The 24,498-nt window shown below is 45.5% G+C and carries 26 protein-coding genes; 8 read left to right on the forward strand and 18 right to left on the reverse strand.

Annotation, left to right across the window (positions count from 1 at the left end; translation table 11 throughout):
• The first annotated feature begins 137 nt into the window (after positions 1–137).
• Together CEQ32_RS13430 and CEQ32_RS13435 are read left to right on the forward strand one after the other, a co-directional pair.
• Positions 138–314: a PA3496 family putative envelope integrity protein gene (locus tag CEQ32_RS13430; protein WP_011621344.1), complete on the forward strand. Its 177-nt coding sequence runs from the start codon at positions 138–140 to the stop codon at positions 312–314.
• A gap of 502 nt (positions 315–816) precedes the next feature.
• Positions 817–2,172, forward strand: coding sequence for a flavohemoglobin expression-modulating QEGLA motif protein (locus CEQ32_RS13435; protein WP_069453686.1), 1,356 nt, complete (start codon positions 817–819; stop codon positions 2,170–2,172).
• Between the two features lie 44 nt (positions 2,173–2,216).
• Here the strand turns inward: CEQ32_RS13435 and CEQ32_RS13440 are convergent, their stop codons facing one another.
• From CEQ32_RS13440 to CEQ32_RS13480, 9 genes are all read right to left on the reverse strand, one after another.
• Complete coding sequence (locus tag CEQ32_RS13440) at positions 2,217–3,659, reverse strand: MBL fold metallo-hydrolase RNA specificity domain-containing protein (RefSeq protein ID WP_088586185.1); 1,443 nt, start codon at positions 3,657–3,659, stop codon at positions 2,217–2,219.
• Between the two features lie 117 nt (positions 3,660–3,776).
• A complete protein-coding gene (locus CEQ32_RS13445) occupies positions 3,777–4,646 on the reverse strand; it encodes a DUF2927 domain-containing protein (RefSeq protein WP_088586186.1) in 870 nt (289 codons plus the stop codon).
• 4 nt (positions 4,647–4,650) lie between these two features.
• Entirely contained in the window at positions 4,651–5,919 is a 1,269-nt protein-coding gene (gene arsJ / locus CEQ32_RS13450; protein ID WP_088586187.1) for an organoarsenical effux MFS transporter ArsJ, read from the reverse strand.
• Positions 5,920–5,928: 9 nt separating this feature from the next.
• Positions 5,929–6,942 carry an ArsJ-associated glyceraldehyde-3-phosphate dehydrogenase gene (locus CEQ32_RS13455; protein WP_088586188.1) on the reverse strand — a complete coding sequence of 338 codons (1,014 nt, stop codon included), beginning with the start codon at positions 6,940–6,942 and terminating at the stop codon, positions 5,929–5,931.
• A 190-nt stretch (positions 6,943–7,132) separates the two neighbouring features.
• Entirely contained in the window at positions 7,133–7,369 is a 237-nt protein-coding gene (locus CEQ32_RS13460; protein WP_037413994.1) for a thioredoxin family protein, read from the reverse strand.
• Positions 7,370–7,378: 9 nt separating this feature from the next.
• Positions 7,379–8,374 carry a permease gene (locus tag CEQ32_RS13465; protein ID WP_088586189.1) on the reverse strand — a complete coding sequence of 332 codons (996 nt, stop codon included), beginning with the start codon at positions 8,372–8,374 and terminating at the stop codon, positions 7,379–7,381.
• 41 nt (positions 8,375–8,415) lie between these two features.
• Positions 8,416–9,435, reverse strand: a complete 1,020-nt coding sequence (gene arsB / locus CEQ32_RS13470; RefSeq protein WP_088586190.1) for an ACR3 family arsenite efflux transporter — start codon at positions 9,433–9,435, stop codon at positions 8,416–8,418.
• Positions 9,436–9,444: 9 nt separating this feature from the next.
• Entirely contained in the window at positions 9,445–9,963 is a 519-nt protein-coding gene (locus CEQ32_RS13475; protein WP_088586191.1) for an arsenate reductase ArsC, read from the reverse strand.
• 35 nt (positions 9,964–9,998) lie between these two features.
• Positions 9,999–10,343, reverse strand: coding sequence for a metalloregulator ArsR/SmtB family transcription factor (locus tag CEQ32_RS13480; protein WP_037413988.1), 345 nt, complete (start codon positions 10,341–10,343; stop codon positions 9,999–10,001).
• A gap of 46 nt (positions 10,344–10,389) precedes the next feature.
• On the opposite strand from CEQ32_RS13480, the gene CEQ32_RS23215 reads away from it, so the two are divergent.
• Entirely contained in the window at positions 10,390–10,524 is a 135-nt protein-coding gene (locus CEQ32_RS23215) for a hypothetical protein (protein ID WP_258195922.1), read from the forward strand.
• Positions 10,525–10,637: 113 nt separating this feature from the next.
• On the opposite strand, the gene CEQ32_RS13485 is transcribed toward CEQ32_RS23215, so the two are convergent.
• From CEQ32_RS13485 to CEQ32_RS13495, 3 genes are all read right to left on the reverse strand, one after another.
• Positions 10,638–10,982, reverse strand: a complete 345-nt coding sequence (locus CEQ32_RS13485; protein WP_037413986.1) for a cytochrome c3 family protein — start codon at positions 10,980–10,982, stop codon at positions 10,638–10,640.
• A gap of 66 nt (positions 10,983–11,048) precedes the next feature.
• The gene (locus tag CEQ32_RS13490; protein WP_037413985.1) at positions 11,049–12,716 is read right to left on the reverse strand and encodes an FAD-binding protein; all 1,668 of its coding nucleotides are present in this window, start codon (positions 12,714–12,716) and stop codon (positions 11,049–11,051) included.
• A gap of 400 nt (positions 12,717–13,116) precedes the next feature.
• The gene (locus tag CEQ32_RS13495) at positions 13,117–13,473 is read right to left on the reverse strand and encodes an OprD family outer membrane porin (protein ID WP_122040792.1); all 357 of its coding nucleotides are present in this window, start codon (positions 13,471–13,473) and stop codon (positions 13,117–13,119) included.
• Positions 13,474–13,532: 59 nt separating this feature from the next.
• Between CEQ32_RS13495 and CEQ32_RS13500 the strand changes: the two genes are divergently transcribed.
• The gene (locus CEQ32_RS13500; RefSeq protein WP_088585462.1) at positions 13,533–14,654 is read left to right on the forward strand and encodes an ISAs1 family transposase; all 1,122 of its coding nucleotides are present in this window, start codon (positions 13,533–13,535) and stop codon (positions 14,652–14,654) included.
• A gap of 156 nt (positions 14,655–14,810) precedes the next feature.
• The gene (locus CEQ32_RS13505) at positions 14,811–16,019 is read left to right on the forward strand and encodes an IS4-like element IS10A family transposase (protein ID WP_088585542.1); all 1,209 of its coding nucleotides are present in this window, start codon (positions 14,811–14,813) and stop codon (positions 16,017–16,019) included.
• Between the two features lie 9 nt (positions 16,020–16,028).
• On the opposite strand, the gene CEQ32_RS13510 is transcribed toward CEQ32_RS13505, so the two are convergent.
• Complete coding sequence (locus tag CEQ32_RS13510; protein WP_226871828.1) at positions 16,029–16,964, reverse strand: OprD family outer membrane porin; 936 nt, start codon at positions 16,962–16,964, stop codon at positions 16,029–16,031.
• 252 nt (positions 16,965–17,216) lie between these two features.
• Between CEQ32_RS13510 and CEQ32_RS13515 the strand changes: the two genes are divergently transcribed.
• Positions 17,217–17,942 carry a FadR/GntR family transcriptional regulator gene (locus CEQ32_RS13515; protein WP_088586193.1) on the forward strand — a complete coding sequence of 242 codons (726 nt, stop codon included), beginning with the start codon at positions 17,217–17,219 and terminating at the stop codon, positions 17,940–17,942.
• 766 nt (positions 17,943–18,708) lie between these two features.
• On the opposite strand, the gene CEQ32_RS13525 is transcribed toward CEQ32_RS13515, so the two are convergent.
• From CEQ32_RS13525 to CEQ32_RS13540, 4 genes are all read right to left on the reverse strand, one after another.
• Positions 18,709–19,035: a putative quinol monooxygenase gene (locus tag CEQ32_RS13525; protein WP_037413979.1), complete on the reverse strand. Its 327-nt coding sequence runs from the start codon at positions 19,033–19,035 to the stop codon at positions 18,709–18,711.
• A 44-nt stretch (positions 19,036–19,079) separates the two neighbouring features.
• The gene (locus CEQ32_RS13530) at positions 19,080–19,553 is read right to left on the reverse strand and encodes a GNAT family N-acetyltransferase (RefSeq protein ID WP_088586194.1); all 474 of its coding nucleotides are present in this window, start codon (positions 19,551–19,553) and stop codon (positions 19,080–19,082) included.
• A 125-nt stretch (positions 19,554–19,678) separates the two neighbouring features.
• The gene (locus CEQ32_RS13535) at positions 19,679–21,286 is read right to left on the reverse strand and encodes a DHA2 family efflux MFS transporter permease subunit (RefSeq protein WP_055648664.1); all 1,608 of its coding nucleotides are present in this window, start codon (positions 21,284–21,286) and stop codon (positions 19,679–19,681) included.
• A 13-nt stretch (positions 21,287–21,299) separates the two neighbouring features.
• Positions 21,300–22,355, reverse strand: a complete 1,056-nt coding sequence (locus tag CEQ32_RS13540; RefSeq protein WP_055648665.1) for an HlyD family secretion protein — start codon at positions 22,353–22,355, stop codon at positions 21,300–21,302.
• Between the two features lie 97 nt (positions 22,356–22,452).
• Here CEQ32_RS13540 and CEQ32_RS13545 point away from each other — a divergent pair, with 97 nt between their 5' ends.
• Positions 22,453–23,385, forward strand: coding sequence for a LysR family transcriptional regulator (locus CEQ32_RS13545; RefSeq protein ID WP_088586195.1), 933 nt, complete (start codon positions 22,453–22,455; stop codon positions 23,383–23,385).
• Between the two features lie 204 nt (positions 23,386–23,589).
• Positions 23,590–24,000 (forward strand): large-conductance mechanosensitive channel protein MscL, encoded by a 411-nt coding sequence (gene mscL, locus CEQ32_RS13550; protein WP_037413967.1) that lies wholly within the window; start codon positions 23,590–23,592, stop codon positions 23,998–24,000.
• An 85-nt stretch (positions 24,001–24,085) separates the two neighbouring features.
• On the opposite strand, the gene CEQ32_RS13555 is transcribed toward mscL, so the two are convergent.
• On the reverse strand, positions 24,086–24,409 hold the full coding sequence (locus CEQ32_RS13555) for an antibiotic biosynthesis monooxygenase family protein (RefSeq protein ID WP_037413966.1): 324 nt from the start codon (positions 24,407–24,409) through the stop codon (positions 24,086–24,088).
• Positions 24,410–24,498: the final 89 nt, after the last annotated feature.

Here is a 24,498-nt window from a genome sequence, read left to right on the forward strand (position 1 = left end):
TAAAAATCCAGTAATGCCATAGGAGTAACACACTGTCGTATGGGAAAAAAAATTTGCGTTTATGAGTAAAATTTTTTGCTTTTCTGCCACACTCTTTTTAGATAGAAAGGCGTTAGGAACAACATGAGGAATTCGTTATGGCTCATATTACTGAAGTCGTGCCCAACGATACTGAAATTGAGGCAATGACCACCCCTAGAAATAGCAAAGCAGCAGAGGCAATGCAGCATAAGCGTGAAATCAAGAAACGCTTAGAAGATTATCTCGAACGTGCCGAATTACGACGCGCATTAGGAGATGATGACTTTTTCTAAACTTCCTACTCCCATAAGGCATTATGGTCGTTTAAGTTCACGACTGTTATCCAAACCTTCACCCAGCTCCTTGGGGCTGGGTGCAAACGTTAACACTGATTTACCAAGCCGACTTTTCCTCATTTTATAAACCTGTGTCAGCCTAGTTTTATCAGCTACCGTTAAATCGACACAACCAACACATGCACTGCTGCATCGTTTCTCAAATAGCACAGTGCAGCCATAATCATCTCACACAGACTTTATAACCTTTTAGCATAAACTAATTAGTCTTAATCTCATTGGGATAACACAATATTTAACAGTTACTTGCATAAAAAATATTCGCCATTTTCAGGCTAAAACAATTCATATTGCACCAAAATGATTCACTAAATCGATAGCAGATAAGATACTTAATCGACAAGATTTAATTGTTCTGGGTAAGAAACCTATAAAAACAACGACTTTACCGCTATGATTGAACTAATTTTAGCGCCTAAGTAGCAACAGGATTTCGGGAATGTCAGAGTCATTAGCCCAGTACCAAGAAGATTTACGTCGCTTTTCCGATGAGCTGATCCGCATTCAAACCCCGATCAAGATTTTAGACGCCATCAAATGGCCGCGGGAAATGGAGGAGCGTTTTCTTTCTAGTAAAGGCACGGTTCTGCCAGCAATTACACAGGATTTTTATCAAAAAATTGCTCTGCCCTTCGATCCCGTAAAAACACAGGCTGAATTACTTTCGCTCAAACAAGACATTCATCGACGTTTAGGCAAAAAAGACAAGCTGGGCAAGATATTAGTCGCTAACGTAGACCAGTATCGTCTGGTGGTCGATATGCTGGGTCATCGAGGGACCCCTGTCTTTGGTCAGCTTAGCCAAGAACTCTACGGCAGCGCCAGCCACAGATTACATGGCGATCGCCACACTCTACGTCAATTGGGCGATAAACTCAGTTATATCTTCTCATTGCCCGCTGCGCGGCATATGAATAAGCATCACCCTAAAATCATCAGTGCCCCCGAAGCCGTGAATGTGCTGAGCCAGCGATTGGAAAAATACTTCCATAGCGATGATATGCGGGTGCGTTTGAGTGACGGGATTGTGTCTGACGCCGCAGTGGGGGGCGATACGGTCAAACTCAATAGTAAGGCCATGTTCAGCGAGTCAGATCTCAATGTGTACGAAGTTCATGAAGGTTGGGTGCATGTGGGCACCACCCTGAATGGTCGGGCTCAACCCCATGCTACTTGGCTCAGCGTCGGCTCACCCCGCGTAGCTGCCACCCAAGAAGGGCTTGCTGTATTACTCGAAATGCTCACCCTAAGCTCAAACCCAGGCCGTGCCCGCCGTATTAGCGACCGTGTCGCAGCGGTAGATATGGCGGAAAATGGGGCCAACTTTATTGAAGTATTTAACTATTTTAGAGAGTTAAATCTTAGCGCTAAGGATAGTTATCGAGTCACACAAAGGGTGTTTCGTGGCGGTATGGTCGAAGGCGGCAGCTTTTTTACCAAAGATATTTCCTATGTGCGTGGTTATGTTGAGAACATCAACTTTATCCGCAGCGCCATCACATCGGGTTTACCCGAACTTATCCCTATGCTGTTTTTGGGCAAACTCGCCATTGAGGATATTCCCGTTCTCTATCAAGCCTGCCAAGAAGGTATAATTACGCCGCCAAAATATTTACCGCCCATGTTCGACAACTTTAGCGGCTTGTATGCTTGGTTTGGTTTCGCCTCAGGATTGGCAGGTATCGATCTGAAAGGGGTGCAACGTCACTTCACTCGCCTATTTAAAGATGTGCCTAGTATCGATCCAAGCTTAGAGTTATTCGACGATACAGAGTTTGATAATAACTCGGACTAATCAAGTCATTTTGCCACAGCCCTCTTCGGGCTGTGGCCTATCGCTTAAGTTGTTATCCACATCAGTTTGGGTAAGGCGTTCAAATCCAACTTATCGCCACGGGTGGCAATAGCCAGTGCCTTAGGTTTAGTTTTCGGATCTTGATTCATGACGGTCACTAATCCCTGTTGTGCTTGGGCCTCGCCATGCACTAGCACTAAAGGTGGTTGATCTTCAAAGTGCCGATACCAACGTAGCAACTCTGCCTGATCCGCATGGGCCGATAAGCCTCCGACGGTATGTAACTTGGCGGCAACTTTGACGCTATTACCATGGATAGTGAGCTCCTCAGCGCCATCGACCAAGGCTCGTCCAGGCGTGCCAAGCGCTTGGAAACCACAGATAATCACATCACATTCTGGCCGCCACAGATTATGTTCCAAATGACTACGGATACGGCCACCATTACACATGCCGCTACCCGCAATAATGATCAAGCCCTGATGCACATCGTTTAATGCGATAGACTCTTCAGTAGTTTGAATAAATTCGACATTCGATAATAAGGGATGTTGCCCCGGATGCTGGCGAGTAAAACGCTTAAAATCATCATCCATTAACGGATAGTTATTAACATATACCCGTGTTGCCTCAATCGCCATTGGACTATCGAGGCAGACTTTCCAGCGAGATAAATCCCAATCTTTAGCATATAAATGAAATAGATATAAAAGCTCCTGCGCTCGCCCTACTGAGAAGGCTGGCAAAAGAATATTACCGCGGCTCTCGGTGACTGCCTTAGCAAAAATCGCCTTTAATTCGGCCAGAGTATCAGTCCAGCTTCGGTGGAAACGATCGCCGTAGGTGCTTTCCATTAACACTAAATCTGCGGTGTCGACTAAGGTGGGATTACGTAATATCGGCATACCCGCCCGGCCAAGATCACCACTAAAGACGATTTTCTTCTGGGACTTACCTTCGCCTAACCATAACTCGACTAAGGCAGAACCTAAAATATGCCCCGCATCTGAGAGGCAAATATCCACATGGGGAATAACCTGAGTCACTTGGCCGTATTCCAGCGACACAAATTGACTAATGGCCTGTTCGGCATCTTCGACGGTGAATAGTGGCTCTAGGGGGTCAAGATCATGTTTAGCACGCTTTTTATTGGTTCTTTCAGTGTCGCGCACCTGCAGCATTGCCGCATCTTTAAGCATGATCGCGCACAGATCTGCTGTGGCTTTATGGGTATAGATTGGCCCATCAAAACCCGCTTTGACTAAGAGTGGTAAACGCCCTGAATGGTCGATATGGGCATGGCTGAGTACAACTGCGGAAATAGACTCAGGATCGAAGGTGAAGGGCTCATGGTTACGCAATTCATCCGCTTTACCACCTTGGATTAAACCACAATCGAGTAATAAGTGTTCATGATCGACCGAGAGCAAATGGCATGAGCCGGTCACTTCCTCTGTCGCCCCTAAAAACTGCAGTGTCATCCGCATGGTGTGCCTCCAACGTGATTACCTCGTATAAAGCTAGACTATGCCCTTATTCCTAAAACAAAAAGCAATAATTAGTCGCATGCGAGCAATGTCAACTTTTGCCGTAACACTCAAGCATCAATAACCTAATAGCGGGTACAACTCACCTTGGCGCACGGTTTTATCGGCATTGATTAAGGTGCCATCACGCTGCCATTGAACGAGTTGCTCTTGAATGATGGGTTGCACTTCTTTTGCCGTCATCCCCGCGTTAATCTGGCGACTGTAGAGTAATTTCAGCAAAATATAATCGAGCCCAGTGAGTAAGTCCTGCGGGGTTTTATCGTTAAAGATGGACGGAAATACTTTTTCAGAATCATTGGGTAACCCAAGTACTTGAGTGATTTCTTCGACGATACAAGCCACTAACTTACCATGCATTTTTGCCTGATCCACAGGAATAATTACCCAGGCGCGCTCAATCTCATTCTGAGAGTTGAGGGCAAATTTACCCATACAAACAGAGCCATGAATATTACTGGCTGCACTCGCGCCCATGAGGCGCATCACCTCATCGGCCCATTGGGATTGGCGGGTAAAGACTAAATGTAAATTAGCCTCTTCGAGCTTATCTACCTGCAAAATACTGTGACCCGTGATTTGCGCAAGATGACTTAGATGCATCTGCACCAATTGCGCATGCAGCACATTGTCGCCAACTTGGTGCTCAACAAAGACGCGCACGGGTTTATGCCATTTTCGTACTCGGTGCTTATCTTTATCGTATTCATTTTTAAGGGCTATCTCATCGAAAGCTTGGGTGATGTAGGCTGGATTTTTCCAATCTCGAATGGATGTTGAAGCGAGATTGGGCATGTCGGCCTCTTTGGGACTTAACGTTGGGGAAACCGATGCACAGAGTGGCGCAACAAAGGCTGCAAGTAGCGAAACAATACAGACTAAGCCAATCGAACTCTTCCCCTTGAAGTGCTTTCGCCAGATTAACATCTTATTATTCCTTCGATTGTCGAGGCAACTTAATAGAAATCAAGGCCGTAGTCGCGATAAAGGCTGTCGACATCCATAAGCAGGCCACCAGCCCATGACTCTGATACACCCAGCCAGAAAGCACGGTTCCCACCAAACGCCCCATAGCGTTGGCCATATAATAAAATCCAACATCGAGGGATACCGCCTCCTCGCTGGCATAACTCACAATCAAATAACTGTGCAGCGACGAGTTCACCGCAAACAGAGCACCAAATAGCATTAAGCCCAGCAACAAACTGGCTTCAGGGTAAAAACTGAACTGTATCGCGCTGGCAATCAATGCTGGGATAAAGGCCAAGATACTGGCCCAAATTAACGCGCTGCGACCATCGGGTACAGCACCGACGGCTAAGCTTTGGTGTTGGTGATTCCCAGTGATCTTAGGCGCCAAGGTTTGTACTATACCGTAGCCGATAACCCACACAGCTAAAAAGCCGCCCACCGCCCAATGATCCCAGCCAAATTTACTCGCTAGATACACAGGCAGCGCCACCACAAACCACACATCCCTGGCGGCAAACAGGAATAATCGTGCCGCCGAGAGAATGTTCACACTGCGACTCTTAGAGAAAATCTCCGTAAATTTAGGCTTATTCTTGGCTTTACCTAAATCCTTCTTCAGCATCACTAAGCTAAGTAGCCATACGAGTCCGAGCATACTCGCCATAGTGGCGATCGCCAGCTCAAATCCAAGTAAGGCAAGCAAAACACCACCGAGGAAAAATCCCGCGCCCTTGAGGGCATTTTTAGAACCCGTTAACAAGGCAACCCACTTATAAAGCTTGCCCTGCTCGCCTTTTGGTACTAGCAGTTTGATCGCGCTTTTAGCACTCATCTTATTGAGATCTTTAGCAACTCCAGAAAGCGCCTGCGCCGCCATCACCCAAGGCACGCCCGCGAGCCACAGCGGTAAACTGGCGGCAGGTACCAATAACATTCCTAATGCCAACACCTGCATCCCAAGACCTAGGTTCATGGTGCGATTTAACCCTAAACGCGCACCGAGATAGCCGCCAAGCAGATTAGTCACTACGCCAAAAATCTCATAGAACAAGAACAACATCGCAATCGCGAATGGCGTATAACCGAGATCGTGAAAATGCAGCACCACCAACATCCGCAGCGCGCCGTCGGTTAAGGTAAAACTCCAATAATTGAAGGTGATCAGCAAATATTGCCGCACGGCGGCGGGCAATTGCATCAGTTGTTCAAATAGCTTGGCAGCAGGCACTATGCTCTCCTAACGTGGCACATCAAGCTGACCGACTAAACGGGCAAGCTCGGCGGTGCGGTTGGCATATCCCCATTCATTGTCGTACCACACGTAGAGTTTTAGCTGAGTACCATTCACCACCATGGTCGAGAGCGCATCGACAATGCTCGATCGCGGATCGGTTTTGTAATCCACCGACACCAGCGGCAGCTCTTCATAGCCTAAAATCCCCTTAAGCTCCCCCTCAGCGGCGGTTTGTAGCAGCGCATTCACTTCTTCTTCGGTCACGCTGCGTTCAAGCTCAAATACACAATCCGTCAGCGAGGCATTAGCCAGTGGTACCCGCACGGCGTGGCCATTTAGCTTGCCCTTAAGCTCGGGGAAAATATGGGTAATCGCCGTCGCGCTGCCAGTAGTGGTGGGGATTAAACTCAAACCACAGGCGCGGGCGCGGCGTAAATCTTTATGTGGCGCATCGAGAATGGTTTGGGTGTTAGTAATATCGTGGATCGTAGTCATAGAACCGTGCTTGATGCCGATCTGCTCGTGGATCACTTTAACCACAGGCGCAAGGCAGTTGGTGGTACAGGAAGCCGCGGTCACAATCGGATGAATAGCCGGATCGTACAACTGGTGATTCACCCCCATCACCACATTTAACACTCCTTCCTCTTTGACTGGCGCAGTGACTACAACCCGCTTAACACCTTGATCTAAATAGGCTTGTAATAAGGCTTTGGTTTTCATCACCCCAGAGGCTTCAATCACTACATCGCATCCAGACCAATCGGTCTCGGCAATCGTTTTATTACGTGTGGTGCGAATGGCTTTATCTTGGATCTGGATCGCATCGGCATTCGCTGTCACGGGATAACACCAGCGGCCATGGACAGAATCAAACTCAAGCAAATGGGCTAAGGTGGCCGCATCCCCCGCGGGATCGTTAATCTGCACAAACTCCACCTCATCCCATTCCCATGCCGCGCGCAGGGCTAAACGCCCCATACGGCCGAAGCCATTAATGCCGATTTTGATTGCCATGCTGATATTCCAATATGCTGATTGTGAGTTTTATATTATTAATTTTTAATATGTTATGAATAAGACGGACTTTTTACTTAATCGATAACATCACCATTGCCAACCCTATTGGATGACAATGGCGCATCTTGTTAACGACGATTATTGCTAGGCCAAAAGCAAGTCTTGCTCAATGATAATGGCTACTAATTTACTCCCTTAGCCATCCTTCAATTTCATCTCGGGTCGGTACTGAGCCGCTGTGGATTAACTCACCATCGATCACAACCGCTGGGGTTTTCATTACGTTAAATTTCAATAGGGTTTGCGGATCGGCATCCTTTTTCACAATCACATCTATACCCATTTCTTCAGATATATCCGCAATCATTTCAGCGGTTTTACTACATTTAGCGCAACCACTACCTAATACTTTGACTTGTTTCATGTTATTTCCTTAAAGATACGGTGCTGCAAAATTAAACATCCAACCTACTAACGTAAATGCCGTTAATAGCACAATCAACAGCAGCGCCAACAGGCGCCACTGCATAACTTGTTTGAGTAAAATAAATTCGGGGAAACTGGCTGCCACAGTGCTCATACAAAATGCTAGCGTAGTGCCAATTGGCAGACCGTTTGCTAGCAAGCTTTCCATGACAGGAATAATGCCTGTCGCATTCGAATAAAGGGGAATGCCGATTAATACAGCCGCGGGCACTGACCACCATTGGCCTTGACCTAAGTGGGTTTCAACCCAACCCTCAGGTACAAAACCGTGCAGGGCAGCGCCAAGACCTACGCCGATAATGACCCACTTCCAGACGCGGCCAAAAATATCAATCGCCTCAGCTTTGGCAAATTGGTGACGTTCAGAAAAAGAGAGGGCTCGCTGAGTCGTTGAAACAGCATTTGATGCTGTCATCTGACGCCCACGAACGAGGGCTTCGGCGGCGAAGGATTGCAACCAACGCTCAGCCTTCATCGCATCTAGCAATAATCCGCCGAGCATACCCACTGCCATCCCCACAGCCACATAGAGCAAGGTAAATTTCCAACCGAGTAAACTCATGAGTAATAGGACAGCGACTTCATTGATCAAAGGTGAAGTGATCAAAAAGGCCATAGTAATCCCAAGGGGAATACCCGCCGAGGTAAAACCTAAAAACACTGGTATGCTAGAGCAAGAACAAAAAGGCGTGATGGCGCCAAAAATCGACCCCAGCAAATAACCCATGCCCTTATTCTTGCCCGCTAAATAATTGCGGACTCGCTCAACATCTAAGGACGCCCGCAGCAGGGCGATCACATAAATCATCACCACCAGCAATACGAAAATTTTACTGACATCTTCAACAAAAAAATGCACTGCGTCGCCCAAGGCCGAACCAGCATCGAGGCCAAACACGCCAAACACTAGCCAAGTCGCAAAATCAGTAAATATTTGGAACATAGCGCTCCTTAAAACAATGCAGACCTACACCCTGCGATTTATTAAGATTGAAACCAGTGCCGAGTGCGATTCGCAAAATACACCAGCGACAACATCACAGGCACCTCAACTAATACCCCAACCACAGTCGCGAGAGCCGCTCCCGAGTGCAGACCAAATAATGAAATAGCCACAGCGACCGCCAGCTCAAAAAAGTTAGAAGAGCCAATCATGCTCGCTGGTGCCGCAATCGCATGGGTAAGTTTTAGTTTTAAGGCTAGCCAATAGGCCAAGATAAAAATGCCATAGCTTTGAATAATCAAAGGGATAGCTATGAGTAGAATATTCTGTGGTTGACTCACAATGGTCTTCGCTTGAAAACCAAATAACAGCACAACCGTCGCGAGTAGCCCAATCACAGACCAAGGTTTGAGTTTAGCCAGTAACAGCGGCACAGCACTCGTATCATGGCGCGTCTCAAGGCGTTTTCGAGTCGCAACACCCGCAATCAAAGGCAATAACACATAGAGGACAACCGAAAGTAACAGAGTTTCCCATGGCACTTGAATATCGCTCACACCGAGTAATAATGCCGAGAGTGGCGCAAATAAAAACACCATAATGATATCGTTAACAGAGACTTGCACTAGCGTATAGTTCGGGTCACCTTTCGTCAGTTGACTCCACACAAACACCATTGCAGTACAAGGCGCCACACCGAGTAATATCATTCCCGCGATATATTCACTGGCGGTTTGTGGATCAACCCAGTCGGCAAATAGCAACTTGAAAAATAACCAGCCTAACAATGCCATAGTAAAAGGTTTAACGAGCCAGTTGATGAAAAGCGTTAACATCAATCCCTTCGGCGCTTTGCCAACATCTTTCACCGCAGAAAAATCAATCTGCACCATCATGGGATAAATCATTACCCAGATAAACAGGGCGATGACTAAATTAACATGGGCATATTCAAGCGCGGCTACAGCAGCAAATACACCGGGGACAACATTCCCCAACACAACCCCAGCAATAATGCTCAGCCCGACCCAAACACTTAAATAACGCTCAAAAATTCCCATATAAACCTCTTAATCGACTAACGGGTGGGCAAGTACAATTTGCTGTAATGCTGCCGATAAAACCCTAGGCTCGGCCTTTAAATCAACACGCAGCAAAGCACCTATCCGTCCCTCTAACAATCTGATTATTTTAAAAAATAAGACATCCTGATCTTCAACGTTCAGCTGGCTTGGATCGGGTAATCCCCAGTGCAATTTCGGGGTATTTCCTAGCCATAAAGGGCAAGTTTCGCCCGCTGCACTATCACAAACGGTGATAACCAGATCCGGCGAGAAGTCAGCTAACGCCTCCCAACTTTTACTGTGAAGGCCTGCGGTTGAATACCCCTGTAGCTGAAGATGTTTCAGGGTCATAGGATGGACCTTGCCCGACGGAGCGCTGCCAGCACTCATAAAAGTCAGTGGCAACCCCAATGCCAGTTGCCGAGCAATAGCCTCCGCTAAAATGCTCCGACAAGCATTATGTGTGCACAAAAAAAGCACGTTAAAATCGGGGGTTAGCTCCACATATTGTTCTATAGCCGCCATGACAAACTCCAATCCAGTACGTTTCAAAAGCTATATTAACAACACGCTTTTGCTCGCTCAGGCCGCCCACCCATTTGACAGAGATTACGCAGGTTCTCCTGCAAAAAGATGTCGTTATCATCACAGGTTTGGGCAAGTACCTGCTGGCACCAAGGCGCGATCTCAGTATTAATCCGATAAAACACCCATTGTCCTTGACGTCGATCGACTAACAGCCGGGCTTTTTTTAACTGAGCCAAGTGGCGCGAAACCTTGGGCTGACTTTCAGACAGCGCAGCCATCAGTTCACACACGCATAATTCCCCTTCCCGCTGGATCAGCAGCAGACATTTCAACCGAGTTTCATCGGCAAGCGCCTTAAAAAATGCGACAGGTTGCATGGTTTAGTCCAAAGGTAGATAAAATTACATATGGAATTTAATATATATGAAAAAACATATATGTATAGTTATTTTTGTAGAAACCACTCACTGGCTTAATAAAACAAACATAAAAATAAATACCTTAACCGTTGAAGATGATGATGTAGGTACGAAAATAACCCATTGGAAAGGCGATTAAAAAATGGTTACTCAGGCATAAAGTCGTGAAACCCGACCAAAAGAAATGCCAGTTAGCATTAACTGGCATTTTCGATTTGCAATACTTTATATCAAGTTAATGCTGATAAGGTTCTAGGGAGTAACCAAATCAAACCTTGGGTGACAACTTACACATAAATTTTCTGACTTTTGGTGTACGTGGTGACACTTAGCACAATCCGTCTCGGTAGCAAAGTGACGGTTGTTATGGGGGTTAGTCGGTTTCAGGTTTTCAGTTTTTAGCGCCAGCTTTTCAGTGTTATGGCATTGCACACACTTAAGCATAGGCACAGCTTGGCGCTCTCCTGTTCCATGGCAACTGTTACATTTAATCCCTTTTGCAGCATGGGTTTGATCGAGTAGAACATTGTCTTTTGCTATCGCACTTGCTGCGAAAATGCCCAAGACAAGAGCCAAAATAATTGTGAGATTTTTCATTTTTAAATTCCATCATTCATGTCACTGGATGCCAACTAAAAGCAGCCGCTATTGATAATTTGGCGTTTAAAGTTTCGCGACGTATTTGCCCGCTAAGTAGCCAAAGGTGTAGCAACGTCCCAGAGACAGACCGAATACTGTTAATGGGTAATCAACACCACCATAGAAGCCCGCACCCAAGTTGCCGACAATAAACAGGCCAGGAATTTCTTTACCATCCGCATCCAGTACTTGATGATTTTCGTTCACCAGAATTCCTGAACATAAGGTTGAAATTCTCATACGACGATGAATGCCGTAAAACGGCGGTTTAAGCACTGGAACCATTTTGCTGGCTGGTTTACCAAAATCTTCGTCTTTACCTTTTTTGCACAATTCGTTGTAACGATTCACGCTTGCAACAAAGGTTTTGGGATCACATTCTAGCTTCACAGCTAATTCTTCTAAGGTGTTGGCGGCGTAGGTATTGGTCAAAGAAGGGAATACACCTTTTTTCTCGCCGGGCACTTCAGGCATATAAACCTTAAGCTCCTCTGGAGAATAAAGATGACCAGGCCAATCCTTCGCTTGTGTCATGTAATCCGAATCAAATACCTGAGAGTAATGTCCCGCGTTATACTCATCTTTCAGGTAGTTATTCATTAATGACATTTCAACTGTTTCATTAACGAAGCGTTCGCCTTTACGGTTAACGGCTAAGAAAGGCATATCGCACATTGAAGCAGGGCCCGCGTCGAAGTCATGCAACATTTTGGTATGACCAACAGGTTCAATAACCCCACCGGCCCAATACGCCATGGCAAAGCCATCACCCGTACGGTCCATTTGTTTGCGTTCAAAGTTTTTCAAATCTGGAATAAAGAAATCACACATGGCCTTGTTATTTTGGTAATCACCAGAAGACAGGATGACCCCTTTCTTCGCCATGTATTTGTGGTACTTACCATCACGAGTTTGAGCAATAACACCGATCACTTTGCCTGATTCGTCTTGGATCAGTTGTTGTGCAGGAGTGTTAAAGAAGAATTTTACACCTGCCTTTTCCGCTGTTTTTGCCAGTGCACGAATACCATCACCGGTTGTGTAGGGTTTAGGGCCACAGAATGAGGTCACAAAATTTAAACGATCAGATTGGTCCGCAATACCACGAATACCATGTTGTACCTTGGTACCCTGATCGACCACTTGGCCACCACTTTGTTTCATTCGATCAATCACCCAAGTGACTGCTTCACCGGAGTTGTAAGCCCATTGTCTTAATAAACCAGGATGCGAGCGGTGAGCATTATCAGCCATCAAACGGCTTACTAACGCCTCAATAGCCGCTTTATCACTGTTTTTCAGATCAATACCAGCACCAGTGTTTCCCTGTGAAACAGGAATGGCTTGTTTCTGTAAACAGGCAACTGTGGCGCCATTTTCTCTGGCAGATAATGCCGCAGGAACACCAGAAGCTCCGGCACCAACAACAACAACGTCAAAGGTTTGAGTCGTTGCGATATCTTTATCTGCGATCGGTTTAGGTTTAGGTAAAAAACTTAAGGCAGCACCGCCAATCTCGGCACATTCAGCACCCACTTGCAGTGGTGCAGCACTGGCAGACCCCATTCCTAAAGAGGCAAAAGCTAAACCACCACTGCCCATTGCCGCCCGAGTCAGAAAACTTCTTCGAGAGATCCCGTTTTGAAGCACACTCGCTGTGTATTGATCAATTTCTTTCGATTTATTACTCATTTGATACTCCTTTGCCCTCATTGCGAGTGGTATTGCACTCACAATGGTGCTGGGTCTATTCGTGCCCAGATTTTTTACGTGTATTTAGAAGCTAAAAACCGCTGCGTTGACTTAAGAACACCCAATCAATCGACAATTAAATGTATGACATATGACAATACATAAAAAGAGGTATTAGCAACATCTTTGCAGTACTTCACAAAATATTTAATTTATGGAAAAACTAACCTTATTTAATAAGCAACTTCAGACTATTTTCAAACTCACCATTTAATAGATAAATACTCTAATTTTAATTATCTAATTAAAAAGTAATTTAAAATTCATTTCACAAGAAAAAATAGGTATACCCAAAAAAATGGTATACCCTTAAAAAGTTGCAGGGGAGCAGTTTTCAGTACTAATGACCTAAAGTAAATTTATAGTTAATATAGAACCGAACATCATTGAAATTCTCACCTTGATCAAAATCAATAGTGGCATAACGAGCTTTTAACCCTAAACCGGAAAGTGCTCCAGAGAATTTATAACTAATTGAATAGTTCATTTCGCTAAAATCACTACCAGCATTTTCTGGCACATCATATTGACCATAATATGCATAGGCCTCTAATCCATTAAGGCCCAGTTTCTCAAAATCATAGGCTAGTTTTAATGCATTGACTTCTTCATCAGCACGCGCAGATTGATATACCTGTTGAATAACCACTTTTTCATCTCCAGGGTGAGATCGCGAACACTTTTTAACCAAATTCATGATCGATTTGACGATCACATTTAGCTGTGATCATATACTCCCTTTTTAGGGAGAGCACCATGCACATTGACCACTTCAAAGAACATTTTCAAACGATTATCGACCAACGCCAAGGTGCAAAGGTCACATATTGCCTGTTTGAAGTCCTTTTTGGCTCGCTATGTGCGGTGATTGCAGGCGCGAAAGGCTGGTTTGATATTCGTGAATACATTCTCGGTCATCATGATTGGTTTAAGCGTAATGGCCTCTTTGTGAACGGCATTCCTGTTGATGACACTATTGCTCGCATAATATCGACGATTGAACCAGAGTCGTTTCATGAGTGCTTCATCAACTGGATGTCGTCAGTACATACTCTTACCCAAGGTCAAGTCGTTGCGATCGACGGAAAAACACTTCGAGGCTCATACAATCGCGAAGATAGGTCGAGCACTATCCATATGATCAGTGCTTATGCATCATCAAACAAACTTGTGTTGGGACAGTTAAAAACTGAGCAAAAGAGTAATGAAATAACGGCCATTCCTGAGCTGATAAAGATGCTTGATATCAGGGGAGCCCTAGTCACCATTGATGCAATGGCTTGTCAGACTAGTATAGCCAAAGCCATTGTAGAGCAAGGTGGTGATTACTTGCTTGCAGTAAAGAGCAATCAAGGAAAACTCCGACAAGCGATGGAAAAAGCATTCTCATCTCAGCGAGCCAATGTGGCAGACACTGTCAACCTTGAACAGGGGCATGGACGTATAGAGTCTCGCCAATGCTATGTTTTGGCCAGTACCAACCTTGATGGTGACTTCTCTCGCTGGAAAGGGTTGAAGAACATTATCATGGTTGAAAACTTCCGCTTTGAGAAAGGCAAATCTGTCGAGCTAGAGTACCGTTATTACATCAGTTCCAAAGCGCTTAGTGCAGAGCAAGCTGCGGTAGCAGTCAGAGACCACTGGGGCATAGAGTCAATGCACTGGGTGCTTGATGTCACCATGAATGAAGATGCGTGCCAGATATATAAAGGTCATGGTGCAGAAAATCTGTCTTGCTTACGCCATATGAGTTTGAATATGCTTCGAGCAGAGCCAACCAAGCTAAGCATTGTTGGTAAACAAAAGCGATGCATGATGAGCACAACCATGCTAGAGGAGGTATTAAGCGCTGGTTTTAGTCATGTGGTTAAAATGTAGACACTCATGCGGTCGCCCTGTTTTCATCTCCCCATGGAGTGAGCACAGTGCTGAAGAATCCCCTGATGATTTACAAATAAATCATCAAATTAGGGTGGAAGCGCATCTTGTTGCATGATCAAATGGTTTCGCCAAAAACTACACTTGGACAACAAGATGCGCGAAGCCAATATCCTACTACATTCTTTACACCAATACTGCCCAGAACTTCACCTAAAACGATTAAACAGCTTGATGCTGGCCTCTAAGGCGCTGATTGAATGTAAGACACTGACCTTGACTGAGTTAGGTCGAAATTTACCAACCACGGCCCGAACCAAGCACAACATCAAGCGCATTGATCGTTTGCTCGGCAACACGCATCTGCATCAAGAACGGTTAGCTGTCTACCAATGGCATGCCAGCCTCATCTGTTCTGGTAACCCTATGCCGATTGTGCTCGTCGATTGGTCAGACATCCGAGAGCATAAACGCATCATGGCTCTGCGCGCCTCAATAGCCTTCAACGGCCGCTCTATTACCCTGTATGAGAAGTCCTATCCCCTATCAGAACAATGCTCTAAGGCCTCCCACAACGGTTTTTTAGCGGACTTAGCCAAGATTTTACCTTTGCATGTTACCCCTCTCATCGTGACTGACGCGGGGTTCAAAGTGCCTTGGTACAAAGAGGTTGAGGCGCATGGTTGGTTTTGGCTAAGCCGTATTCGCGGTACAGTTCAATTTGCAGATATTGGCGCTGAAAATTGGCGTGCAGTTCGCAGTACACATGACTTGGCCAACGGTCAAGCGAAGAGCCTGGGTTGTAAGACCTTGACCAAAACTAACCCTATCAATTGCCATCTCACGCTTTATCGTAGCAAACCTAAGGGGCGTACAAATCAGCGTTCAACGAGGACTAATTGCCACCATCCATCGGCAAAAACGTACTCAACATCGGCGAAAGAGCCTTGGGTGTTAGCCAGCAATTTACCACCAGAATCTCGGAGCCCAAAGCAGCTGGTAAACCTGTACGCCAAACGTATGCAAATAGAGGAAACCTTTCGTGACCTCAAAAGCCCGGCATACGGCTTTGGCTTACGCCAAAGTCGTACCAACAGTCCAGAGCGATTCGACATCATCCTACTGATAGCGTTGATGGTTCAATGCCTGTTGTGGCTAGTTGGTTTACACGCACAGCAACAGGGCTGGGATAAGCATTTTCAGGCCAATACCATTGGGCATCGAACGGTACTCTCAACGATTCGCTTGGGATTGGAGGTACTCAGGCGGCCTGATTATCAAATCACGGAGAAAGAATTGCTGGCGGCCTGGGTATTATTCGCCAATCAGTTGCTCAAATATGGCTATGCTATGGCTGATTTATGAGGGGATCCTTCAGAGCACAGTGTCATCACCAGTTTTAGCATATAGATAAGTGATATCAGCACCAGCAAACTTGGCACCGAGATGGAAACCATATTGATATGTGTCTAGTGGGCCGCCAGTTTCATCACCCGTTGCTTTCTGAGTTAAGTAAGATGGAGTGAGATAAAAATTAACTGCACTGATGTCAGTGGAAAATTTTACTTTTGCATAGGTTTGATTAAAAACATCTTCCATGCGGTAATGCCAAAGATTAACCTCGGTTTTGACCGCTTCGAAAGGTAACTGATATTTAGCACCCAGAGCATAAACAGGGTTATCTGCCACCTCAGTAATCACACCCGCTCTGGCTAGCTCACTTTGTACAGCTTCTTTAACCGATATGAAGCTGTTATCAGACCATCCCATTGAATCCGTAATATACAATGCGGAAAGAGTGAGATTATTTACGCTATTATTTTCAACAGAAAAACCACGAAAGGTTCTTGGAATGGCTCTAATATCGTGAGGATTCATCATCGGAGTTCTTAATTCTTGAGCTCCAAGTTTAAATTTAGTATTCCACCAATCACCTTGAATAAAATATTCTTGTAATCGATTGACACTATCATGGTCGCCATTTTCATCTCGAGCAACCAAACCATAAACACTATCAGAATCATTAGTCCAAATAGGATTAGCAGAGGCAAAACTAGTACCAAAACTAATTCCGTTAACTTTAGCAGTATTATAATAAAACAGCCCACCTAATGACGTATCATGTTTTTTATTCGTTGCGCCATCATAATCACGCGTAAAATCAAATAACCGCAATTCTCCTTTAACAGTTCCATCGCTAAACATTTTATCAATCGTTGTATCTGCGAACGCAGATACAGAAAGAGCAGACAGCACAAAAAAAGATAGGCTTTTCATTTTCATCATCATCTTCCTGTTATTAGTTGACATGTTTGCCATGCCTATACTGGTTAAGAAACAGACTCCAAACCACTTTGGAGAAATGTATGACGTATAACCTTACTTAACAATGAAGACTGAACAAATATGAGAAACTAGTTGCGAAATTTATAGAGATGTTACTTCGATCAACAAAAATGAATGTTTTTTAATCACTAATATAGGAAATGCGAGAGTACATTTTCTGCCTCAAAAGTACTTTTATGTTAAGATGGCGGAACTAAGCATATTGAGGGCAAACTAGTGCATAACTTCAAGCCAATTAAGCAGATAAAAGCATCTAGTGAAGTTGGACAACAGCTAAAAAATGCTATTTTAGGTGGCGATTATAAAGCTGGTGATAAACTACCATCCGAACGCGAACTCATAGAATTATTCCAAGTGAGTCGAACCGTTGTCAGGGAAGCCATTAAGAGCCTTGAAGCGAGCGGCTTGGTAGAAATTCGCCAAGGTGCAACGGGTGGTGCATTTGTTAAACATCTGACATTTGAGCGTTTAAGTGATGCCTGCCATGACATGTTTATGATGGGAAAGTTATCACTCCCCGAATTATGCCAAGCGCGCATTTTGATTGAACCTCAAGTCACCAGAATGGCAGCTAAAAATTGCACACCAGCACAAGCAATTGCGCTGCATGAAGCATTGCGACATGAAAATGACTCGTACGCATATCCCGAGACTGTCGCTTTACGCTCTGAAGTGCATTATTTATTAGCAGAAATGTCAGGCAACCGTTTCTTAGAGGCAATTGTAAAATCACTATTGATTTTACTTAAAAATCAAACAATAAAGTTTGAGCCACCAACGGATGAAATCCATCCCTTAGGCTTACACGATGTTATCGTTCAAGCCGTTATCGAAAAAGATGAAGCCAAAGCCGAAGCCGCCATGTTGGCACATTTAGAAGACTTTAATCGTCGTTTGAAAGAAATCGAATTAAGGTATATCAAGCGGCAAAATAACGCTTAGTACTGCCCGCGATAAATTTTGGCATTACAGTTTGATAAGCCTACTTACTGTAATGCCAAATTCTTCCATTACAACTCTTGACGACTGATTGAATCAACTCAATATCAGTATTATCTAATAAGTTAAGCTCAATTCTCTGCACCATACTCTTAAACATCAACCATACAAAAAATTAAACAATTGATTTTTAATAAATAAAGCTGATTGATGCGTCAGGTTTTGCCATTTCCTTTGAGCGATTAACCGCCGAATTACACCTTTAAATAAAAACACCCGATGGGGTTCATCAGGTGTTTTAGGAGTCAATCAGTAGCTGCTGATCGCAAACCAGACAGTCGCACAAATTTGATCTAATTGATTGCAGATTTAGCTGAATTGAGAATGCTTATAACCCAAAGCTTCAGGATGTTATTTTTTGCAACGTCCAATATTGGAGCCAATAGATGCAACTTTGTCACACTCCTTGGCAGCTTTCTTTTCAGCAGTATTTGTAACTTTCGAGTTAGAGTTAGTATCAGCATTTGTCGATGCACAACCGCTCAAACCGAGAAATACGAGGGGAATAAGGCTCAGTGTCCATGTTTTTAGCATTGTATACATCCGTGAGTTAATTGGTTTTTAACATTTTGTTGCGGCATTGAATAGCGAAGACAGTAAGCTAACCAATAAAATCTCCTGATACAATGCTATAAACTGCAAAGACAATGTAAATTAATACATTCTACTGACGACATAAGGTTTATTAAGCGATAACACGGTAAAACACTTAGACGATGACCTGATGATAGGTTTCGACTTGGAACGACTCAACCAACTCAGGCATCACTTGGTGGAAATAATGTTGAATAGCCTCTTTAGCGCAGTGCTCATCGAAGGCAGTAATATCAACAAACTTCTCCACAAAGGTCACGCGGCGCGGTTCATCACGGCTGACGTTGAGCTCATACCGAATACAACCGGCTTCACGGCGTGTATCGGGGATCAGCGAGGCGAGCGCCGCAATCAAGGCCTCGGTTTTGCCTTCCTTAGCTAAAAAGCTCGCGACGCAAACGAGTTGTTGTTGATTGATTTTATAGTCCGCAACAGTAGTCATTTGATTTCCTTAATAAGATGTAAATTCAGCTAGTTAAAACTAGATTACTTAGGCTGGTAGCGCATGTCGATATGAGGAATGCCATCTTCCAAATACATTTCAGAACAGATGTTAAACCCGAGTTTTTGGTAGAAGTTTTTCAGATAATCCTGAGCACCAATTTGGATCCCCGCCTTGGGCCAAGTACTGAGTGCAGATTTGATCGCCCGCTGCATCAACGGCATTGCCAATCCTTTACCTCGTCCAGCAGGTGACACCACCACTCGGCCAATGCTGGCCTCGGGATAACTCAGCCCCGGAGGCAAAATACGGGCATAGGTGAGTAACTCGCCCGCAGGTGATAGGCCGATTAAATGCTGGGTTTCAGGGTGTCTATCTTTATCATCAAGCTCTGGATAAGCACAGGCCTGCTCGACCACAAACACATCGACTCGCAGTTTAAGGATTTCATATAAGGTGTTGGCAGTTAATTGATTAAATTTAAGAATGTGCCACTCAACTGAATCTTGTATAGACATAAAAAGGCTCTGCGTACAACAGGAAAAGAGCTCGAGTCTATCACAGCTCAGCGCATAAAAAAGCGCCCTTAATTCTGGGGGGAATTAAGACGCAAGGGTTACGCATTGCGAAAACTGACTCAGTGTTATTCGATCACCGCATCGTGGGCGACTGGGCCTTGTGGTTTACGGATAAGCAGTACAGCCACCACGGCAATTAACAACAGGGCCCCCATAATCAAAAACACATCGTTATAGGCTTGAATATAGGCCTGCTGACTCATGGTTTGCCCTAACAATGCCTTGGCCTGCATAGAGGCGGTGTAGGGATCCGAGCCACCCTGTTGCAACATACTGGCACTCTGATTCAAATAGTCCTGCGCCTGCGTGCTGACCGCTGGCAAAGATTCCTTCACATGGGCCAAATGGCTGCGAGCCAAGTTATCGGTTAAGGTCGCCACCAACGCGATACCAAAGGCCCCACCTAAGTTACGCATCACGTTCAGTACGGTCGAAGCTGATGGGTTTTCATGGGGTTTTAAATGCGCAGTCGCGAGCATTCCGATAGGCACTAAAATAAACGGCTGGCCTAAGGCGCGTACCACTTGGGAGGCAATCATCTGCTGCCCAGCGTAATCGGCGGTCATTTGGCTATTCATGTAATAACTTAGGGCAAACATAAAAAAGCCGAAGGCGGCTAAGTAACGTCCGTCGAATCGTTGCATTAAACGTGGCACTAAGGGTAATACCAACAGCTGTGGAAAGCCCATCCACATAATCACCTCACCAATTTCCAGTGGTGTGTAATCATGCACTTGAGACAAATAAAGTGGGATCAAATAGATCGCGCCAAAGAGCGCCATCCCCAGTAAAAAATACGCCACGGTTGAAAGCACAAAATCACGTTTACCGAGTAAGCGTAAATTCACTAAAGGATCTTTACGGTTGAGCTGGATCCACACAAACAGCACTAAATTCACCGCGGCAATGATGGCGAGATTGCGGATCAAATCCGAGCCAAACCAATCCTTACGGTTGCCCTCCTCAAGCACAACCTCGAGACAACCCATGCCCAGCGCCATAGTGACAATGCCCGCTAAATCGGCATTTTTCAGTTTATCCCACACCACAGGCCGTTTCTCGAGACCATAGGCCAACATCGCCATCACCAGCAATCCGGGCGGTACGTTGATATAAAACAGGTAATGCCAACTAAAATGCTCAGTTAACCAACCACCTAAGGTTGGGCCAATCGAGGGCGCAAACGTGGCTGTCACACCAAAGAGCGCCATCCCCACGGCACGGTTATTCTCGGGTAAAAATTCTAAGATCAGCCGAAAGGCCAGCGGGATCAACGCGCCACCAAAGAAGCCCTGCAACGCCCGAAAGGCGATCATGGCCTCGAGGTTCCACGAAATCGAACACAGGATAGAAGCAAAGATAAAGGCAGCTGTGGTCCACAGCAGATAACGCCTGACCGAGAGCCCTGTGCTTAACCAGCCCGAGAGCGGAATCGCAATCATCTCGGCAACCAGATAAGCCGTTGAAATCCAGCTGCCTTCCTCAAGCGTTGCCCCAAGGCTGCCTTGGATTTCCTTCATCGAGGCATTGGTGATTTGAATATCGAGGATCGCCATAAAGGCGCCAATCAAACCACCAAAAACGGCAATCCACGAACGGCGACTACCGCGCTCATATTCGCTCGGCGTAGCCCCCGCGGCGATAGCCTCAGGTGCAGCAGCAATTGTGCTCATGTTAACGACCTACTTAGCGACCGACGTTTGCAGCGATAGTTGTCGTCGGATGCGACGCAGTATCGACCTTCACCACCGCACTTAACCCGGGGACCACTCGCGCCTCTTCTTCTGAGAGCTCTAAACGGATCCGCACTGGAATACGCTGCACGATTTTGGTGAAGTTACCCGTGGCATTTTCGGCGGGCAGCAGACTAAATTTGGCTCCGGACGCTGGCGACAGACTATCGATTACACCTGTAAAGGTTTTGTCGGGAAACGCATCGAGACTGACCTGCACCGACTGCCCGGGTTGCATATGTTGGATTTGGGTTTCTTTAAAGTTCGCCGAGATCCACACAGCCCCGTCCGGAACCAAACTAAAGAGTGCTTGGCCGGGCTGCACATACTGCCCCACCATCGCGCCGCGTTTACCAATCACCCCAGAGAAGGGCGCGGTCACACGGGTATCATTGAGCTGAATGTTAGCTAGCTCCAATGCCGCATTCGACTGCTCAACCACAGAGCTGGCTTGATTAAGCTGAGCATTAAACACAGCAAGCTCACGTTCTTTAGCCACTAACAGCGCCTTGGCTTCATCGAGGCGCGCAGCAGCAGAATCAAAACCCGCCTGTAATTGGTCGACATCGTCCTGTGAGCTGTAATTGCTGACTTTTAACTTTTTCGCTCGGCTTAATTGTTGCTCGGCACGAATTTTATCAGCCTGCGCCGCCACCACACCCGCACTCGCTTGGCTGATCAGCGCATGTTGCAGATCCACCTTAGCGGCTAAGGTTTGTAGATCGGCTTTGGCACTGGCAAGTGCAGCCTCAGCTTGGCTGACTTTGGCGCTAAACTGGTTATCTTCAAGTTGCGCCAATAACTCGCCCTTACGCACATGCTGGTTATCGGTCACATCGGATAACACCACATAACCTGGTACTTTTACGCTCACATGGGAGATATCGGCCTCAACATAAGCATTATCAGTGGTTTCGATAAAACGTACTTGCGTCCACCAGTAATAGCCGCCACCCGCAGCGGCGGCGAGTAAAAGTGGAACGGCGATAATAAGCTTACTTTTGGACATGAATGACTCCTTGATTAGTGAGTACTAGTGTACTACTGTCTCATCAAGTTTATTAGGTAGTTAAAAATCAACCCACTGTTTCACAGGTGTAACAATCATGGATCTCAATCGGGTGCAAATATTTGCTCAAGTGGTAGAGCAAGGTAGTTTTACTGGGGCAGCTAAAGCCCTCGGACTCACTAAGGCAACAGTCAGTCGCAAAATTGCCGAACTAGAAGCCGATACGGGTACTCAGCTATTATTCCGAACGACTCGCGCACTCAAACTCACAGAAGCGGGTTCGAGTTATTACAATCGAATCAATAAGATCTTAAGTGATCTTCAAAGCGCCGAAAATCAGCTCAGTGCCCACCAGCAATTAATCAAAGGTAACCTAAGAATCGTATGCCCTATTGAATTAGGTCAACTGTTTCTTGGGCCGATCTTCGCCCAGTTTTTAACCCTTTATCCCGATATCACCATAGAAGCCGAGCTCACTAACCGTAAAGTGGATGTGATAGAAGAAGGTGTGGATCTGCTATTCCAAATCGCTGACTCGAGTGATACCCGCCTACAAAGTTATTCCTTAGTTAACGCCTATAAATCCTTAATGGCCAGCCCTAAATATTTGGCCGAACATGGCACGCCCAAAGTGCCACAGGATTTGGCTAAACATAAAGCGATTCGTTTACAGTCGGCCCATATTGAAGGGGCATGGAAGCTATTTGATGGTAAAACTTGGGTAGTCATTGAGCCCGTCACGCAATTAACAGTGAATAATGTCACCATTGCCCGCGAAGCTGCCATTGCAGGGCTTGGCATTACGGCCGTGCCGTCGATTATTGCCCAAGAGGCGATAGAGAAAGGCTATTTAGTGCGACTCCTTGACGATTATCCTATGGTGCAAACCAAGGTGGTACTCAGCTATCCCAAGCGAGCCTATCTGCCGCGCAAATACCGCGTTTTTATCGAGTTTATCTACGCCTCTTTGTTTAAACGCTGGGGATCACAAGTATTAGAAGTGCCAGAATTTATCGGTCAGCAAAAATAGACCCATTCACACCCAAATTAACAACTGTAACCTTGAGAGTGTGAAATCTGCCAGTACAGAATAAATCCTTAATCTCAGAATTGCCTTAATCCTTAAGCCCCTATAAGCTTGGCAAGGTAACAGGCAGCAAAAGACCCTAAGGTTTTCCTGATACAGTTAATACAATAAAATTTAACATTTAATCATATTTTCGGAGGAAACCTAATGAGCTTACTTAAAGAGTTCAAGGCTTTTGCGTCCCGTGGCAATGTAATCGATATGGCGGTGGGTATAATCATCGGTGCCGCTTTTGGCAAGATAGTCTCATCCTTTGTGGCCGACATCATTATGCCGCCGATTGGGATCATTTTAGGGGGGGTGAATTTTAGTGATCTGAGCGTTGTGCTCCTCGCTGCCCAAGGTGATGCACCTGCGGTCGTCATCGCTTACGGTAAATTCATCCAAACCGTTATCGACTTTACCATTATCGCCTTCGCGATTTTTATGGGCTTAAAAGCCATTAACAGCTTAAAACGTAAACAAGAAGAAGCGCCTTCTGCTCCGCCCGCACCAACCAAAGATCAAGAACTACTGTCTGAGATCCGCGATCTGCTTAAAGCTCAACAGGAAAAATAAGCCTCAAAAGTCACTTAGGCAGAGTATTGAACATAAAAAACCCATCGATTTCGATGGGTTTTGTTTTTAACCTGTCAGGTATCGATTACTCTGCGGCTTCGTGCACGGTTTCGCTATAATCTTGCACCACTTCGGCGACACGGATGCGATAAGCGTTAAACAAACAAGGAACTATGCCAGTCTGCTCGGCAATGCTGTGGGCCATTTGATTACGCCATTGGGTAATAGAGGCCATATCATCCCAAAACGATAAGCTCAGCACCTTACCATCGTCGGTTAAGCTCTGAAAACGTTCAATCGAAATTAATCCCTTGCGGCCTTCTAAATACTGGCGCATTTCAGCGGCCACATGCAGATACTCTTCCTTTCCTTCTTTCGTGGGAACGACTTCAAAAATGACTGCGATCATACTCTCTCCAGAGATACTTATCCTTAATACCAGCGCTAAGCCTAGCCTATATCACACACTATAGCTCGCTGATTTTTAAACTTTAACAT

This window comes from Shewanella sp. FDAARGOS_354 (assembly GCF_002209245.2).
GTDB classification, from domain to species: Bacteria; Pseudomonadota; Gammaproteobacteria; order Enterobacterales; family Shewanellaceae; genus Shewanella; species Shewanella xiamenensis.